The following is a 16,590-nucleotide window of genomic DNA, read 5'->3' as shown; positions in this document are numbered from 1 at the left end:
GAATTCATGCAAGGCGTTTTTCTTGAGTTTTGTTCTTTGTGCAAACGATGTCAATTATTTTTCATAAAAAGCTTCCTCATCCAGAAGGAACTGGCGAGATTATAAAAAAAGTGAGCGAAAATAGGAGCCCACAGCGTCTCCCGCCGGAAAAAAAGGAGCCCCAGCATGATCCCGACAAAAAAGATGAAGAGATGAATGATTGCCTTCTTCCCATATTGAGGAACATGAAGGGCCATAAAGAGAAGGGCGATGATGAGGAGAGAGAGCCATGATCCTATAAACGTCGCGAGGAAAGGGAGAAAAAAGCCCCGAAAAAGAAGCTCTTCGGAAATGGAGGAAGTAAAGGAAAGGAGGAATGGGCCAAACGGTTTCGAGACGAGGTAGCGGAGAAGGCGGGTGTAACGATTCTCCGGAAGGTCTACCGCATGAAGTTTATGAAGAAAATAGAGGAGACTGAGAAAGAGGAGAGCACTGCCGACGCCCAAAAGGAAATCCATAGGAAAATGTTGGAGTGAAAAAAGGGCGAACAGAACGGAGAAAAATTCCTTTCCCTTCCATAAAAGAAGCCCGGCCAAGCCCAGAGAAGTGAGTAGAAAAAAATTATACAGGAGGGCGAGCACCCACCTCTTCGGCAATACGTCATCATTTCTTTCCCTATCCGTTTGGGATTCCCCCTTCGGTTCGCGTTCATAACTTTTTTATGTGTATAATTTTATGTGTATCATAAGGTTGACGCCCTTTTAGAGTAGGTATGAAAAACCCCGTCAAGGTGACGGGGAGATGGAAGAGTCTCTATGCATTCATTTTCTCTTTGGCCAGATTGACCAATTGGGTGAAACCTTTCTCATCCCGGACGGCAAGATCAGCCAGCATCTTCCGGTTCACCTGTACTCCGGCCAGCTTCAGTCCATGCATCAGTTTGCTGTAGGAAAGGCCATTTAAGCGTGCAGCGGCATTAATACGGGCAATCCATAGTTTGCGGAAATCCCGTTTCCGTCTCCGACGATCCCGATATGCATAAAGCAAGGATTTCATTACTTGCGCTTGTGCAGTTTTAAAAAGTCGATGCTTTGACCCAAAATATCCCTTCGCCAGCTTCAATACTTTTTTGCGGCGGCGGCGGGCAACAAAACCTCCCTTTACACGTGCCATCTTAATCCCTCCTTCATCCTCTTGCTGTTATTTCACATAAGCTAAAAGGCTTGCGATGCGCTTCTGGTCGCCACGGCTAACCAGTGTTGCCTTGCGGAGATTCCGTTTCCGTTTCGGCGATTTTTTGGTCAGGATGTGGCTGGTGTACGCATGACCCCGGGACAATTTGCCATTACCGGTTTTTTTGAAACGCTTGGCCGCGCCTTTATGAGTCTTCATCTTCGGCATTTGGGAATCCCTCCATCGTTTCTTTTGCGCAACTCTACAAATCCCGTCGTTCCGAGGATTGTCCCATTACAGGTCCCATCCCCTCCGTCCGGTTCGATCTATCGGCGCCGCTTCTTGCGGCATGTGGAGAATTTATGGATCATTTCGGGGCCAGGATCATGATCATGCTGCGTCCTTCGATGCCAGGCTTCTTCTCAACAGAGGCGATCTCCTTCGTCTCTTCCATGATCCGGTTCATCACGTTTACTCCGATCTGGGAGTGGGTAATCTGCCTCCCCTTGAAACGCAGGGTGCACTTTACCTTGTCCCCTTTTTCCAAAAAATTGATGACGTGGCGCAGCTTCGTACTAAAATCATGCTCTTCGATCGTGGCGCTGAATCGGACCTCTTTCATGTTAATCACTTTTTGCTTCTTCCGCGCCTCTTTTTCCTTTTTGCTCTGTTCGAATCTGTACTTGCCGAAATCCATGATGCGGCATACAGGGGGGGTTGCCTGGGGGGCGATGTTCACCAAATCCAGGTTTAAATCCTGAGCTTTCTGCAGCGCTTCCCGCAGAGGGACGATCCCGATCTGTTCCCCATCCGGTCCGATCAGGCGGACTTCCCTTGCCCGAATCTCCTCATTCACCTGAACTTCCTGCTTTGTTGTCTTGCTAATAGCATACCACCTCCAATAAGATGAGCCTTACGTCCATAAGAAAAGGCGTGCAGCTTTTGCGCCCACGCCGAATGAACATAATTGTTTCCAATCTACCTTACAACTTCCGTCGGAAGGTGAGAAGCGGGGCCGCTTCTGCTTAGTCACATCGCCTTACCTATGATTTACTAGAGTATAATATCATCCGAGAAAGGAAAAGTCAATGATTTAAACTCCCTCTACCAAAGGAAACGATGGTAGATGAAGAGCAGAAGCAAACTAAGGAAGAAGAGGAGAAGGTTGGTCCAGCCCAAGAAGGCAGCGACGCTTCTCTCCCGCTTCATGCCGGCCATCTCGTACCCCTTCTTATCGATGCGAAGAATATATAGACTGGAGAGGAGAAATAGGGGAAGAACATACCCAAAGTGAAAGACCAACTCCATTCCTTTTCCCTCCTAGCGGGCCTGCATGCCGATGCGTCGAAGGGTTAAGTTGACCGATACTTCGATGGGAACCTCAGGATAGATTTCCTCCCACCGTTCCTTGGTCTTAACCTCTTTCCTCCAGTAATCGGGGAGTTTAGCCCTCACATACTCCCCAAACCCGAAAATATCGCTCTTCAACCGCTGTGTCTTCTTGATCATCTGTTTGTGCACCTTCTCAAACTCCTTCTCAGCTGCTTTCTCGATTTTCTCCAAAATCGAGGCGTCTTTTATGATGAAATGGGGATTTAGTTTTTCATTCAGGTCCGCCTCCACATAGATTTTAACCCTAAATTTTGGCTTCCCTCCCTGCCGGCGGACCTCGATCTTTGATTGCCTGGATAGGACTACGACGGAGACCGCCTCTCCCTCTTCTAAAGGGATAAGGACATCATAACCTGCCGGATTGATGCTTTCTACTTCCATAAAGGCTCCGATCTCCAAGGGTTTCGTCTTCCCAACCATCTTCTCCTTGCGGAAGAGGGCCAATCCCTCGATGATTACATTCCCTTTTTTCTTATTGATTTCTAAATAAGGGAGAACTCCTTCTTTTCCTTTGCTAAGCACCGTGCTGAAAAAAAATCCGTTATAGATCGGAGGGAGTTTCCCAATCTCCACCGCTTTATCAAGGGTATCCAAAATGTAGAGGGCCGGCACCCGCGCCAGCTCAGGCGTAGTTTCCAGAAAAAGAGAGGCTGGCCCTTTCGCAACCACAAGCCAGGCGTTTTTCCGGATTTGAGGCGTTCGCATCAGGAAATCTCGAATATCCTCCACCCCTGTTCGAGCGAACTTCTCGGAGATGACGATCACACGCAGATGCCCCAGGAAAATTCGTTGGGAAAGTTGCTGTTGCAGGCTGTTCATGGCGTCGGCAAGGCTGTGGGCGACAATGTGAAGGACCCAGACGGGCTTTTGGGATGTCCCTCCCCCTCCTCCGCCTTCCCCCCCCGGGGGGCCCAAAGGGATACGGCCAGGAATGGAGATCTGAACGGTAACCTTAAGAAGCCGATTCTTCGTCGTAGGAATCTCCGCAGGCGAAAAATAAGTGGCCCGTTCTTCCAAATCTGTGTCATCCCGAGAGGCCTCATCAACCGCGAGCGCCAAAATGGTAGCCCGCTCCTCCAGATCGACGGCATCCCAGCAACCGCCGAGAAGGGGGGAAAAAAGGAGGAGGATTCCCCCTTTAAGAAAAAGGGGCAGGTTTAGGAGCTTCCTCTTTCTCCTTCCCTTTTCCACCCTTCCTCCCCCCTTTCTTACGAAGAAGCACGATCCCTAATAGGCCCAAGGGATAAAGGATTGTTAAGATAAAACCTAACCTGAAGACGATGTTCATAAAATCGTATAAAGAAAAAACATTCTTAGGAATGATCGCAAAGAGATAGACATAAGGGAGATAAAAAAGCCCAACCGCTTTATGGTCCCGCAATCGGAAGATCTCTGTCGTCCCATGGACGGCAAGATAATATGAAGAGAGAAGGGAGGTAAAAGTGGCCACCACCCAAACGGCGAGGAATGCCGCATCAAAGCGTTCCAGGATTTGTCCGGGAAGGAGGGTAAGCTTGGCCAATTCCAGGGTGGGCCAGAGGAGTTCCTTCAACGCTTCCGGGCCAAAGACGGCAAGGGAAACGGTTCCAACCATGAAGTATGCCCCGCCTACCACCAGCATCCCCCAGAAGGCGGTGATGGGAATCCTTTCGATCTTTTGCACCGATCTGGTCAGGATGCTGAGAATGAAAAATTCCTGGAAAAAACCTGCAACCGTAATCCCTCCCTCAAAAAATCTCTGTGATCCGTCTCCAAAGATCGGTTGCAAATAGAGGGGATTCATATTCCCCAAGGAGAGGGGGACGAGGAGGAGAACGGGAAACAGAACGGGAAAAAGGATGAGAGGGGTATAAAATTGATGGATATACGAAAAGGTGGTGAAGTCATTCCGGGAGGAGAGGGAAGCCATGAGAAGCATGATAATAAGACTGGCCTCCACAGGGGTATTCTCCAGGACGGAGGTAATCACCACCTTTCCAAACTCCCGAGCCATGAAAGCAGTGAGAAATAAAAAGATAAAAATGATGATCAGATTTAGGGGAAGCGCAATCCACCTGCCGACGATTCTTTCGCTGTAGCGGAAGAAAGTTTGCTCAGGATAGTGAATATTGAGAAAAGCGACGGCCAACACGCCTACCAAGGTCATGAAGATGCCAAGAACGGTGACGAGAGGCGCCGCCGTTCCAGCAGCTTCGGCTGCGTAGCGGGGAAAGGGGAGAAGTCCCGGCCCGATTATGGAACTAATGAGGATGTTTCCTACTTGGAAAGGGGTGATTTCTTTTCTTCTCTCCATCTGAACCGTTCCACCTCCTGTTGCCTACCTTCTCCGGATCCAGCGTGTTGCTGGGGGGCTGCTTATCCTCTTCCTCGCTAGACTCCCCAACGCGTATGCGGTTAGGGGAATGGAGGTGGGAGGGGCGCTCCTTCATGGTCCAAATGGGAGCCCGAATGAGGAGGTCCCTCCATCCCTTCAAATCAATGGGAACTAAGGGGCTTAAGTAAGGAACACCAAAGGATTTCAAGGAGAGAAGGTGATTGGTGATGAAGATGAAACCCGCCATCACTCCGAAAAGTCCGAAAACCCCGGAGAGGATGAGGATGGGGAAGCGGAGCATGCGAAAGGCGATGGCTGCGTTATAGGCCGGTGTGGCAAAGGAGCCGATGGTGGCCATGGCGATGATCACCACGGTAATGGGACTGACAAATCCGGCCGACACCGCCGCCTGGCCGATGACCAGTACACCGACGATGGAGAGGGCGCCGCCGATCTGCTGGGGTAGGCGAATCGTGGCCTCCCGGAGCACCTCCATGGTGGCTTCCATCACAAATACTTCAACGATGGCAGGGAAAGGAACACCGTAGCGGCTGCTCGCCACCGCCACGGCGAACTTGGTGGGAATCAGTTCCGGGTTGAAGGAGACGACGGAGACGTAAAGAGAAGGAAAGAAAAGGGAAAAGAGGATGGCGAGAAGGCGGATCAAACGAACCATGGACGCCATCAAGAAGCGTTCCGTATAATCCTCGCTCGTCTGATAGAATTGGGAGAAAACGGCAGGGACAATGAGGGCAAAGGGGGAGCCGTCGCAGAGGATCCCTACTCTCCCTTCCACTAAAGAAGAGATCAGTTTTTCCGATCGCTCCGTGATCTGCACCTGGGGAAAAGGAGACATATGATTGTCCTCGATATATTGTTCGATAAATCCGGGATCTTGCAAGGAGGCGATGTCGATGGCCTTGATCCGGTCCTCCACCTCTTTTATCAGGTCCGGATTGGCGACTCCTTCAATATAGCAGAGCACCACCTTCGTCTTGGAGAGCCTGCCAATCTGAAGCGCTTTGATGCGGAAATCGGGGGACTGAAGTCTATAGCGGATGAGGGCAATGTTGGTCCCGATCTGCTCGATGAAGCCATCTCTGGATCCCCGGATCACCTGCTCCGTCGAGGGTTGATCCACCGCCCGTTTCTCAATGCTCCGAGTTCCAATGAGGAGGGCGGACTCCATCCCTTGAACGAGGACGGCGGTCTCTCCCCTGAGAATCGCCTCGATGACCTGGTCGAGACGGGTTTCCTCCTGCCCTTCCGTATGATAAAGGATATCCTGAAGGAGAACGCGACTCATCCCCTCCCTCCGAATCCGTTTCACCAGATGGGGAGAGGGGGACATTAAAGGTTTTAAAACGTCCTCATTAATGTTCTTCTGCTGGACCATGTTGGAGAAATAGAAGAGGACGGCCGAATAGGTACCCGAGATGCGGAAGCGCCGAAGGACGAAATCATCGCTTTGGCCGAGCATCTCTTCGATGAGGGTGGTCATCCTTTCCAGATCGCCGTTCACCTTGATCTTTTTATATTTCTCCAAAACCTCATGGGGATAGGGTCTGGAAAGGTCTTGCCCGATCTTCTCTTCCTTATCCTTCCTGGGGGAAAATAATCCCTTTACTTTATTGAGAAGTCCCATCTTTTCCTCTCCTTTTCCTTTCCCATTAGTTTGCTCCTTTTTCGCTGGTATATTCCTCGATTTACCTTTATTAGTAAATAAAGTATAATTAAATCACAAAAAGACCGGCCTACTTAAGCCGGTCCCTTCAATTTTATACATTTGTTCAAAAGGAATCATAAAGCAAGATGGAAAAGCGCCTTTACCTTTTCTCCCGTATCTCTTTTAATGCACGATCGATGAAGGCGTCCACCTTTTCCACTCCGAGATCGCCTTCGCTCCTTTTCCTCACCGCCACCGCCTCTTCGGCCACCTCTTTATCTCCTACGACGAGGGCATACGGAATCTTATTCACCTGGGCTTCCCGGATGCGATAGCCCATCTTCTCATTCCTGGAATCTACCTCAACCCGCATCCCCTTCTCCCGCAAAGAAGACGCTACCTTCTCCGCATAGGCGGCATGGGCAGAGGTCACAGGGATGACCACCGCTTGTACCGGTGCAAGCCACAGGGGAAGAGCCCCTTTATAATATTCCAGAAGAAAAGCGACAAAGCGTTCCATCGTTCCCACGATCCCCCGGTGGATGACGACGGGGCGATGGGGTTTCCCATCTTCTCCCATATACTCCAGCTCAAAGCGGTTGGGAAGGTGGAAATCAAGCTGGATGGTGGAGAGGGTCTCATCTTTTCCTAACGCCGTTTTTACCTGCACGTCCAGTTTGGGCCCGTAGAAGGCGGCTTCTCCCTTCGCTTCCACGAAGGGGAGGTGAAGCTCTTGCAAGGCTTCTCGAAGCATCCCCTCCGCCTTATCCCACATCTCGTCGTTCTGAACATATTTCTCCTTATCGAGGGGATCCCGGAGGGAGAGGCGGAACCAGTAATCCTTAATGCCGAAATCTTTGTAAACCCGGAGGATGAGGTTTACCACATTGGCAAACTCTCCTTTGATCTGATCGGGGCGGACGAAGATGTGGGCATCGTTAAGCGTCATCACCCGGACGCGCTGCAGCCCTGCCAACGCACCGGAAGCCTCATAGCGGTGCATCATTCCCAATTCCGCGATCCTCAAGGGGAGCTCCCGATAGCTGTGAAGTTCAAACTTATAAACCATCATGTGATGGGGACAGTTCATCGGTCGAAGCACCAGTTCTTCATTGTCGATCTTCATGGGCGGATACATGTCTTCATGGTAATGATCCCAATGGCCCGAGATCTTATAAAGTTCCACATTGGCCAAATGAGGGGTATAGACATGAAGATATCCGAGGCTTTCCTCCAGATCCACGATGTACCGTTCGATGATGCGGCGCACCTTGGCCCCATTGGGAAGCCAAAGGGGGAGTCCTTGCCCCACCTCTTGGGAGAGAGTGAAGATCTTCAGCTCTCTCCCGATCTTGCGATGATCCCGTTCCTTCGCCTCCTCCAACTGATGGAGATAGTTCTCGAGCTCCTCTTCGGTAGGCCAAGCCGTTCCATAGATTCGGGTTAACATTGGCCGGGAAGAATCCCCCCGCCAATAAGCTCCGGCTACGCTTAGGAGCGCAAAATGCTTCATCTTGCCGGTGGAGGGGAGATGGGGGCCCCGGCAGAGATCAAAGAATTCGCCCTGCTCATAGATGCTGATCTCCTCCCCTTCAGGCAATTCTCGAATCAGTTCCAGCTTCAGGTGATCCCCTTCCTTTTCGTAGATCTGAAGAGCTTCTTCCCGTCGAACCACATGGCGTGAGATGGGGAGATTCTCCGCTACAATCTTCTTCATCTCCTCCTCGATGCGAGGGAGATCCTGCGCTTTGATCGGCTCGGGGGGATCCACGTCGTAGTAGAATCCATTTTCGATGACGGGACCGATTCCCAATTTGATCCCTGGGTAGAGGCGCTTTAATGCCTGGGCCATGAGATGGGCCGTGCTGTGGCGCAAAACCTCTACCCCTTCCGGATCTGTGAGGGTCAGGATTCTCACCTCCGCCCCATCGGGGATTTTTCGGCTTAGGTCGGCCATCTGCCCGTTAATCATGCCCGCCACCGCCTTTTTCGCCAGCCCCGGGCTGATGGAGGCGGCCAAATCTTGTAACGTGATTTCCTGTTCAAAGATACGCTCCTGCCCGTCGGGCAATTTTACCGATACGCTCATCTGTTTCCACTCCTTTTTTCTTCTTTCTATTTTTAAGAAATAAAAAAACCCGTCCCCAAAAGGGACGAGCGATTCTACCCGTGGTTCCACCCAACTTCGGCAAAAGGAAAAATAGAAAATAGAGTCTCTCTTTAAGAGCTCTCCTTCTGCCCTCATACGAGATAACGGTTTAACCGGCAGGAACTACGATCGGTTCATTCCTGCAACTCCCAGGGGGTAAGAAAGGAAAGATTCAATAAGGGCTCTCAGCCTGTGACCCTTACTCTCTCATGAATCCTGTTCCATCCTCATGTCCTGTTCATCGTTTTCTTCACATGACGTTCCGTTTGCCTTATTATAATCTTTCGCATGCCGCAAGTCAATAAGCGTTCGTCAAGTCAAATTGCTTATAAAGAAAATATATTTTGATTATTACATTTATTTAAATATATTAAAAACATCTTGAAAAAGAGAAGATGTGCCTATATAATAGTGTTAGATTATGCATCGTTTTTTACACCATATTGCAATGAAAGGAGGTGCTCTATGCAAGTTCGGCAAAAATACCGATCTCCTCGACCGCATCCGGAGAAATGAAAAGTAAACGTTTTTTACCTCTCGTACTATTTGTTTTTTTGTTGTTACTTCTTTTTCCTGTCTCTTCATTTGCAATGGACCTAAAGAATTTAGCGGGAAAAACTATTATTACTCCAGATTCGTATGTTGACTATGTAACGGTTGAGGAATTCGTCTATGTAGGAAGCGAGTGCAGAATTGGAAACGTATATACTGGAGAACGTAATATTTTTAATCACTTCAAAGTGTATTGGGTAGAATTAAAAGTGTACTATGACGACAACGGGAATATCATTCGAGAGGAGGTCATTTCAAGAACATTCTTATATGATTACTATGAAAATACAGGGGATCCCTGCTAAAAAAGGAGGCTACTTTCGTGGTTTTTTTGGGAATGAGGAGTCGTTTCATAAGATCTATTGCTTCTTTGGCTGCCTTCGGCTTCGTTTTCGCCTTTCTGATCGGGGGGACTCACAGTCATGCTGTTGAGGATACGGGTGTTACCCTTTTAAACGAACAGAATGGGAAGATTGATGCCGTTTATCATCTTCCGGTCGATCAGGCAAAGAGGGTCTCCTATTCAAAGGTGGAAGAGGAAATCGAAGAACTGATCCCTACCTCTGCCATGCCTTCTTCTAAAGATCTTGTTACAGTCATGAACAATCCCTGGGGAACCTCTTATCAATTGAACTATTTTGTAAACAATGAATCGAATTGGATACAATATAACGTTACACAACGAAAAACCGAATTAACAAACGAGCAATTTGATAAATTTAAGAAACCGGGGACCAATCGAGTCATCTTCTCAAATGAAGGAGAAGAGGTTGTTTCTAAAGTATTGCTTAATAATGAGGACATTTATGCGGTCGCTACTAAGAAAAATGAAAATTGGATGATTTTTTGGTGGACTAAGAAGGACTATGGATTGATTTCCGGCTCGCTTCCTATGCCGTTGGAGGATTTAGTGAAAATATTTAACTCAATTCCGATCATTCACGCCCAAAGTGAATAAAAAACGTCCCATCGTATTCCCGGACGGTTTACGTTCGCATACGATTCCAATCCGCCTCGCACATAAAACAACCGTTACAATAGGTAATCCGTTCCGGGAATACCTGGGCGATGGTGCGGACCAAGTGAAAATCCCTCTCCCGGGTATGAAGAATGATCCGCTTCGGGGATAGGTTCAGCAGATCGGTAAAAACCTGATCCTCTTCATCGAAACCCTCTTTTTCCCCTTCTGCCCCGTCCTCCCGTTTTAACTGAATCGGGGTGCCGTCGTGATGAAGGAGAAGGAAATGGCGGCTGCCTCGATGAACCAGGTGAATTTCCTCCCTCTTCGCTTCCCGCCCTTCGGTATATTCCCTGAGAAAATCCACGTATTCCTGATACTCCCGATCCATGAGATATTCATCGATGGCCCGCTCCAGCAAATCGATCTCCGCCTCCACCCTTTTCCTCCAGCGAAAACGGTAGTACCCTCCCATATGGATGGAAAGCCGCTCCGTAAGAAGTTGAGCGATCTCCTCCGCCATCCTTGTCCTTCTCGTTTCTTCTCCCCCATCTTCCCCCTGAAGGAAGGAGTCCAGAAACCTAAGAATGGCTTCGATCTCCATCTCCTTCTCAAAGTGAAATTGCTTTTTGAGAATCTCGCGATATTCTACCTTTTCATACCCGTTCTCCACCAACCGTGTTAACCCGTCAAAAAGCCCATGATTTAACTCCCTTACTTTTATATAGGCCCATTCTCCCTGGACGGCGGGCCGATATCCGGAGAGATGATCTTCCAACAGGGAGGCCCTATTTTTCTCCACATAAATGGTAAACACAAAACCCCCTCCATATCGCTCTCGCTCTATTGATAGGATATGGAAAAGGGGATCAAATTATGTTTTCCTAGTTCTGCATCACGAAATCGTTCTCCGCCCGTTCATGTTCCTCAAAAATGCGGAGGATCTCATATCGGGTATTTCGCTGGGCAGGAACCCTTCCCGCTTGCCGAATGAGGTCCAGAATAAGATTGGTATTTACTTTATAGGTACAAGCTGCCGCCGAGACCACATTTTCCTCCATCATCGTAGAGCCGAAATCATTGCAACCGTAGCTTAAAGAAAGCTTTCCTACCTCCGGTCCCATCGTAACCCAGGAGGATTGGAAATTCTTCACGTTATCCAGCATGAGGCGGGAGATGGCTAGGTTTTTCAGGTATTCTTCCGGTCCCACCTTTTCCACGGATAGATGGGTATTCTCCGGCTGGAAGGTCCAAGGGATAAAGGCGAGGTAACCCACCTTTCCGCTGGCCACAGCCTTATCCTGGGATTCCCGGATGCGAAGGAGATGCAGGACACGCTCCTCCATGCTCTCTCCGAAGCCGATCACCATCGTGGCGGTGGTGGAAATCCCCAACCGATGGGCCATCTCCATCACATGGATCCATTCGGTCCAGGATCCTTTGCGCCGGCTTATCTTCATGCGGGTCCGGTCATCCAGGATCTCCGCTCCGGCACCGGGTAGGGAATCAAGGCCTGCCTCATGGAGCCGGCGGATCACTTCCTCCAGGGGCAACCCAGATACTTCCTTCATCTTTAAGATCTCGGCCACCGAGAAGGAGTGCATGGTGATCTGGGGAAAATGGGACTTAATCTTTCGCAGCAGGTCTAAGTAATATTGGAAAGGGAGGTTTGGATGCGTCCCTCCCTGCATCAGGATCTCCGTCCCGCCCACGTCGATCGTTTCCTTGATCTTCTGCAGGATCTCTTCATCGGACAAAAGATATCCTTCTTGATGTCCTGAAGGACGGTAAAAGGCGCAAAAACGGCAGAACGTATCACAGATATTGGAATAATTGATGTTCCTTCCGATGACAAAGGTGGTAATCGGAAATTCAGGATGATTCTTCAACATGATTTGGTGGGCGGCTGCGCCGATCTTCTCCACCTCGTCGCTTTCATACAGCATAAGCCCATCTTCAAAGGTAAGCCGCTCCCCTCTGAGGGCCCGTTCTAATATGGCATCAATCTTCGTCATGTCTCCCTCTCCCCCTCTCCTGAATTATGTTTATGGTATCACATTCTTACTTCTATTGCCTAGCTCTCCTCCATCTCCCAGTCATGATTTTCCCTCTGGGCATCCAGATTAATGTTGAAAGAAATCTGAAGCAGAGGGTGGGGCGTATGGATGAAAAGGAAAAAATGGCGATACGGATCAAAGAAAAGATTCCCTGGATCACCCGGCCTGCCTATTATGGTCAGGAAACGGATGGGATCTTGTATCAGGGGTATGATCCTGAACTTAAGGAATATTGTTGGATCAAGGTGATGTTCGGAAACCGGCTCTACCTCTCCTATGATCTATACCACGATGACTGGATCCGCATCGCTAAACTGTAGCCTTATTTTCGCCGACGGTTCTTCCCGTACATCAGGTAAGCATCGGTATAGGAACGGATCCGTTCCAGAATGCGGAGGGACTTCATCTCATCCATCTCCCCTTTTCCGGTACTGGCCATATGCTCAGCCAGCTTCTCATAACTTAAATTGGAGGTATAAAGAATAGGTTTCTCATTCTGGATCCGATACTGGAGGAGGGGGCCTAATACCTCATCCCGCAGCCACGGCGTAAAATTTTCCGCTCCGATATCGTCAAGGATCAGGCAATCACATGTTTCTAATTCTCTCATCTTTTCGGTGAAGGATTGATCCGCCAACGACTGCTTAATCTCCCTGAAGAACGTAGGAACATGGACAAAATAGACGGAATACCCCTCTTCCACCAATCGATTGGCGACCGCTCCCATGAGATAGCTCTTCCCTACTCCAAACTCTCCATAAAAGTAAAGCCCCCTCCCCTTCCTCTCCGAAAATTGACGGCAGAAAAGAACGGCGGCCCGAATCGCTTCCCCATTCCCTTCATCCATCTCCAGATCCTTAAAACTGACGGAAAGCATATCGTGGGGAATGAGGTGGCTGCGGAATAGGCGTTTCTGCCGCTCCGCCCGTTCCTGTTGGAGCTGTAATGGACACGGACGGTATAAGAAGTAGAGGTGCCCATTCTCCACCTGGGGCAGGGAGCGATGTCCTCTAAACATATTGGGACATGCATCATATCCCGGACAAGAGGCACAATGCTCCTCTTCCTTCACCCAGTGGAGGATTTCCGACAGGGAAAAGAGCGCCTGCTCTCGGGAGATCCCTTCCTTCTCCATCCACTCCTTCACTTTCGGATGGGCGAAGAGGACCTCCCGTCTTTCCTGGTAGGACTGCTTAACCCTGCGTACCATTTCCGGATTAAGTTTTAATGTCTCCCCAATTGTGCGAAACATTCAATCATCCCTTCTCTTCCAGTTCATCGATCAACTGTTTCACCTCTTCCAAATTGACCGTTGCCTCCCGTTGCATTTCTTCTCTCTCTTTTTCCGCCTTTGCATCCTGTTCGGCCTGCAACCAAATGTATCGGGGAACCTCACGCCTTTTCTCCCCTTTTCTCCTCGCTTTATTCTCCTTCGTTTCTTTGCCGTTCGTCGGAGAAGCGATCCCTGATTGCTTCGCCATGTTCCGCCAATATTCCTGCCTGGCGAAGGTAAAAGCTTCTTCGGCCGTTTTAAAACCTTTCCGTTTCCAACTGCCGGCGATTTTCTCCGTATAAGCCCCCGGTAGTTTGTTGTCATTGGTAAGAAGGATAAAATCGATCAGGACATTTACAACCTCGCTTGGAAGGGCAAGATCGTGAAGAAGATAGTCTAACAATTTTTGATCCGGTTGGGAAATCTCCCCGCCATCCTGGTAATTGCGGAGCAATTGATAGGGAGTAATCGACTTTAAATTGCGAAGGTGTTCTTCGACACTTTTCGGTTCCCTCATCTCCCTCTGAACAGGTCGAGTCTCCCCACTCACCCGGGGATGAGCATCTCTTATCGAGGAGGAACCCATCGCTCCTTGATCCCTCCTCTTCATCTTTTTGGCCAATTCCTCAAAGCGGACCAAATCCCAGCCCCTCTTCCCATCCAGGTAAGAATCTTTCAGGAGGAGGCCCATCTCCATGGAGTCAAGCCCATAAAGAAGCGCATAGCGGAGGAATCTTCCCTTATTCTCCTCCGAAAAGAGGAAATCCCGCTCCTCTCTGGGATAAAATCCGGCCAGGTACTCAAAATCTAAGTCGATCTTCGGTGAGAGGGGTTCCCCCGTCGAGGAGAGGGGGGGGAGTTTACGCCCTTCTTCAAATCGGCGCAGAAATTGAACCGACTCTGAAGAGACTTGAGGAGGAGTATCGCTCATCATCAGTTCCTGAGCCACCTCTTTAAAGGAGATCGTCACCTCTTCTTTCTTCTCTTCAAAATCCCAGGAGAGGGATGGGGAGAGTTGGAACCTCTCCCTCAGTTTCCGGTACCCTTCTTTTCCCAAGCGATTTAATAGAGAAAGAGCGAGCACATCGCTTTGCACGAATTCGTAAGGGGTTAGGGGAGGACGGAGCAAGTATTCATATGCCTCTTTTTCAATAACCCGATAAGTGGAGAGGAGGCCCACCCCTTCCAAACGTTTTCGCGCTTTCAGAAAACGTGGAAGTTCCATTCCCATCATCTGGAATATATAAAGATGCGTCTGTTCTTCTCCCACCCCACGATCGGGAGAGAGCGAATGATAAAAGAAAAGATAGAGGCTGTACGCCTCCTGTTGAATGATGGGAAGATAAAATTGGGTGATAACTCTTAGTTCGCTCTCTGCCAAAGGGCGAAGCATCCGTAATCGATAGACCGTTTGGGGAAGAAGCTCCTTGACGATCATTCTCTTTTCCTCCTCACTTCTCTTTCCACCACGTCTCTACCTGCAGGAAATTCCCGTCCCCATCGATCTTCACTCCATGGAGGGCTCCATTCACCCAAAACTTTTGCACAGGAGTAAAGAGGGGAAGAAGAAATTCCGCCTTCTCCAATTTTGCTGCCGCCTCCTTTACCTTTTCTTTTGAGAGGGCGAAGGGAGCGGTCCGATAGATCGTTTGCAAAAGGGTACTGACCTCAGCATCCCCATAGTGGTAAACGTTCAACCCCAGATTTTCCACATCATGCTCCCTTCCGAACATTTTCCACCAAAGCCCCAGATCTTCCACATAGGGCCAAGAATGGAGGAAAAGCTCCATCTTTTCTCCGGAGAAGAGGGAGGCGTAAAATTGATCCTTCGGCATGGGTTTTTCATTGAGTTGGATATGAATCGTCTGTAATTCTCTTCGTAATTCCTCTGCCAGCCTTTCCATCAGAGGGGGATCCTGAGGATACGTGAGGGTTAGCGTAAGCGGCTTATCCGTGGAATAACCCAAAGCTTCCATCACCGCGACGGCCTTCTTTTCATCGGGGGTGGGAGAGCCATCGGTCCCTCCATATCCGGGGGGAAGAAGACCGGATGCGGGCACGCCTTGCCCAAAGAGAGCCTGGTTTACCATCGCTTCCCGATCCATCCTTAAGGAGATGGCTGTTCGCACCTCCGGACGGAGAGAAGGAGACTGGAGATTAAATCCAAGATAATCATAAAGACGAGCCGGAATCCTCATTTCCTTATATCCCTCGGGCGCTTTTGCGTCAGGAGAGGGGGGAACTTCCATCAAATCAATCCCTGCCCACTCACTCTTCCCACTTCCCTGGGAGGGATGAATCACAATCCGGTCTAAATAAGGGCCCCCTTCTTTGTACGAAAATGCGCGTTCAAACCGGTATTCCCCTGCACCGATGGAAACCGCCTTAAACGGTCCTGTCCCCATCACCTTTCCCTTTTGGGCCATCTCCTGAATCTCCTCGGGGCTTTTTCCGGAGAGACTCTTGGCCGGCAAGAGGGGAGCGGTTAAAGCATGGTAGAAGGAAGAGGTTGGCGAGGTCACGTCAATCAGGATCTCCCCATCCTTTCCTTGGCGGATGCCGCCAATATGGGCCGTCTTGCCGCTTCGATAAAGGGAGGTCCCGTCAATATATGAAAGATCCTGTTTCCACGCTCCGTAGAAGAAAGGGTTTAAATAGGTCTCCAGTGTAAATTGGACGTCTGCGAAGGTGACGGGAGAACCATCCTGCCACTTCGCGTCCTTTTTCAGTGTAAAATGGAGAATTTTTTTCTCTCCGTTTTCTTCCAGTGAAAACTGATCCACCAGGTCTCCCTTCCAATCGCCCTCGGCGGTATAGGTAAAAAGACCACGATAGACGAGTCGCTCGGCAAAATTCAGTTGATCCGTCGCTTCAAGCCATTTTAAGGGATTCCATTCAGGCAAAGCGAGGGCTTGGTAGAGCAACTCACCACCGATTACCGGCTCTGTATTCACACCTACCCGTTGATTCGAGGGGTTTTTCTCTTCGTCAAGACGGTATGAACCAACCGTACATCCGGATAAGAGGAGAAAAAAAAGTGCGAAGAGGAGGAGGAGGTTCTTTCGCTGCACTGCCAT

At 49.5% G+C, this 16,590-nt stretch carries 16 protein-coding genes; 2 read left to right on the top strand and 14 right to left on the bottom strand.

Annotated elements, in window-relative coordinates:
* Positions 1 to 50: 50 nt before the first annotated feature.
* The 9 genes from THEAE_RS0102615 to thrS form a co-directional block, all read right to left on the bottom strand.
* Entirely contained in the window at positions 51 to 635 is a 585-nt protein-coding gene (locus tag THEAE_RS0102615; protein WP_156920529.1) for a CPBP family intramembrane glutamic endopeptidase, read from the bottom strand.
* Between the two features lie 157 nt (positions 636 to 792).
* The gene (gene rplT / locus THEAE_RS0102610) at positions 793 to 1,152 is read right to left on the bottom strand and encodes a 50S ribosomal protein L20 (RefSeq protein ID WP_005588729.1); all 360 of its coding nucleotides are present in this window, start codon (positions 1,150 to 1,152) and stop codon (positions 793 to 795) included.
* A 27-nt stretch (positions 1,153 to 1,179) separates the two neighbouring features.
* The gene (gene rpmI, locus THEAE_RS0102605; RefSeq protein ID WP_028986420.1) at positions 1,180 to 1,380 is read right to left on the bottom strand and encodes a 50S ribosomal protein L35; all 201 of its coding nucleotides are present in this window, start codon (positions 1,378 to 1,380) and stop codon (positions 1,180 to 1,182) included.
* A 139-nt stretch (positions 1,381 to 1,519) separates the two neighbouring features.
* Positions 1,520 to 2,038: a translation initiation factor IF-3 gene (infC, locus tag THEAE_RS0102600; RefSeq protein ID WP_028986419.1), complete on the bottom strand. Its 519-nt coding sequence runs from the start codon at positions 2,036 to 2,038 to the stop codon at positions 1,520 to 1,522.
* A gap of 218 nt (positions 2,039 to 2,256) precedes the next feature.
* The gene (locus tag THEAE_RS0102595; protein WP_028986418.1) at positions 2,257 to 2,460 is read right to left on the bottom strand and encodes a CLC_0170 family protein; all 204 of its coding nucleotides are present in this window, start codon (positions 2,458 to 2,460) and stop codon (positions 2,257 to 2,259) included.
* Between the two features lie 12 nt (positions 2,461 to 2,472).
* A complete protein-coding gene (locus tag THEAE_RS0102590; protein WP_052329711.1) occupies positions 2,473 to 3,735 on the bottom strand; it encodes a Ger(x)C family spore germination protein in 1,263 nt (420 codons plus the stop codon).
* Positions 3,683 to 4,837, bottom strand: coding sequence for a GerAB/ArcD/ProY family transporter (locus THEAE_RS0102585; RefSeq protein ID WP_028986416.1), 1,155 nt, complete (start codon positions 4,835 to 4,837; stop codon positions 3,683 to 3,685). The genes THEAE_RS0102590 and THEAE_RS0102585 overlap by 53 nt, the downstream gene beginning before the upstream one ends.
* Positions 4,785 to 6,503, bottom strand: a complete 1,719-nt coding sequence (locus THEAE_RS0102580) for a spore germination protein (RefSeq protein WP_028986415.1) — start codon at positions 6,501 to 6,503, stop codon at positions 4,785 to 4,787. Before THEAE_RS0102580 ends, THEAE_RS0102585 begins: the two co-directional genes overlap by 53 nt.
* A 181-nt stretch (positions 6,504 to 6,684) precedes the next feature.
* Positions 6,685 to 8,613, bottom strand: a complete 1,929-nt coding sequence (gene thrS, locus THEAE_RS0102575; protein ID WP_028986414.1) for a threonine--tRNA ligase — start codon at positions 8,611 to 8,613, stop codon at positions 6,685 to 6,687.
* A 934-nt stretch (positions 8,614 to 9,547) separates the two neighbouring features.
* Between thrS and THEAE_RS0102565 the strand changes: the two genes are divergently transcribed.
* Complete coding sequence (locus THEAE_RS0102565) at positions 9,548 to 10,183, top strand: hypothetical protein (RefSeq protein WP_005583898.1); 636 nt, start codon at positions 9,548 to 9,550, stop codon at positions 10,181 to 10,183.
* Between the two features lie 28 nt (positions 10,184 to 10,211).
* Here the strand turns inward: THEAE_RS0102565 and THEAE_RS0102560 are convergent, their stop codons facing one another.
* Complete coding sequence (locus THEAE_RS0102560) at positions 10,212 to 11,000, bottom strand: putative sporulation protein YtxC (RefSeq protein WP_005583897.1); 789 nt, start codon at positions 10,998 to 11,000, stop codon at positions 10,212 to 10,214.
* Positions 11,001 to 11,067: 67 nt separating this feature from the next.
* Complete coding sequence (mqnC, locus tag THEAE_RS0102555; protein ID WP_028986413.1) at positions 11,068 to 12,198, bottom strand: cyclic dehypoxanthinyl futalosine synthase; 1,131 nt, start codon at positions 12,196 to 12,198, stop codon at positions 11,068 to 11,070.
* A 146-nt stretch (positions 12,199 to 12,344) separates the two neighbouring features.
* Here mqnC and THEAE_RS0102550 point away from each other — a divergent pair, with 146 nt between their 5' ends.
* A complete protein-coding gene (locus THEAE_RS0102550) occupies positions 12,345 to 12,560 on the top strand; it encodes a hypothetical protein (protein WP_005583895.1) in 216 nt (71 codons plus the stop codon).
* A 2-nt stretch (positions 12,561 to 12,562) separates the two neighbouring features.
* Here THEAE_RS0102550 and dnaI read toward each other — a convergent pair whose 3' ends face one another.
* From dnaI to THEAE_RS0102535, 3 genes are read right to left on the bottom strand one after another with little or no spacing between them, the layout of a single operon-like run.
* Complete coding sequence (gene dnaI / locus THEAE_RS0102545) at positions 12,563 to 13,492, bottom strand: primosomal protein DnaI (protein WP_039944213.1); 930 nt, start codon at positions 13,490 to 13,492, stop codon at positions 12,563 to 12,565.
* 4 nt (positions 13,493 to 13,496) lie between these two features.
* Positions 13,497 to 14,951: a DnaD domain protein gene (locus THEAE_RS0102540; RefSeq protein ID WP_028986411.1), complete on the bottom strand. Its 1,455-nt coding sequence runs from the start codon at positions 14,949 to 14,951 to the stop codon at positions 13,497 to 13,499.
* A gap of 13 nt (positions 14,952 to 14,964) precedes the next feature.
* Positions 14,965 to 16,590, bottom strand: a complete 1,626-nt coding sequence (locus tag THEAE_RS0102535; RefSeq protein ID WP_005584848.1) for an ABC transporter substrate-binding protein — start codon at positions 16,588 to 16,590, stop codon at positions 14,965 to 14,967.

Source organism: Thermicanus aegyptius DSM 12793 (assembly GCF_000510645.1).
Lineage (GTDB): Bacteria > Bacillota > Bacilli > Thermicanales > Thermicanaceae > Thermicanus > Thermicanus aegyptius.
This window is presented reverse-complemented; position numbering and strand designations above follow the sequence as displayed.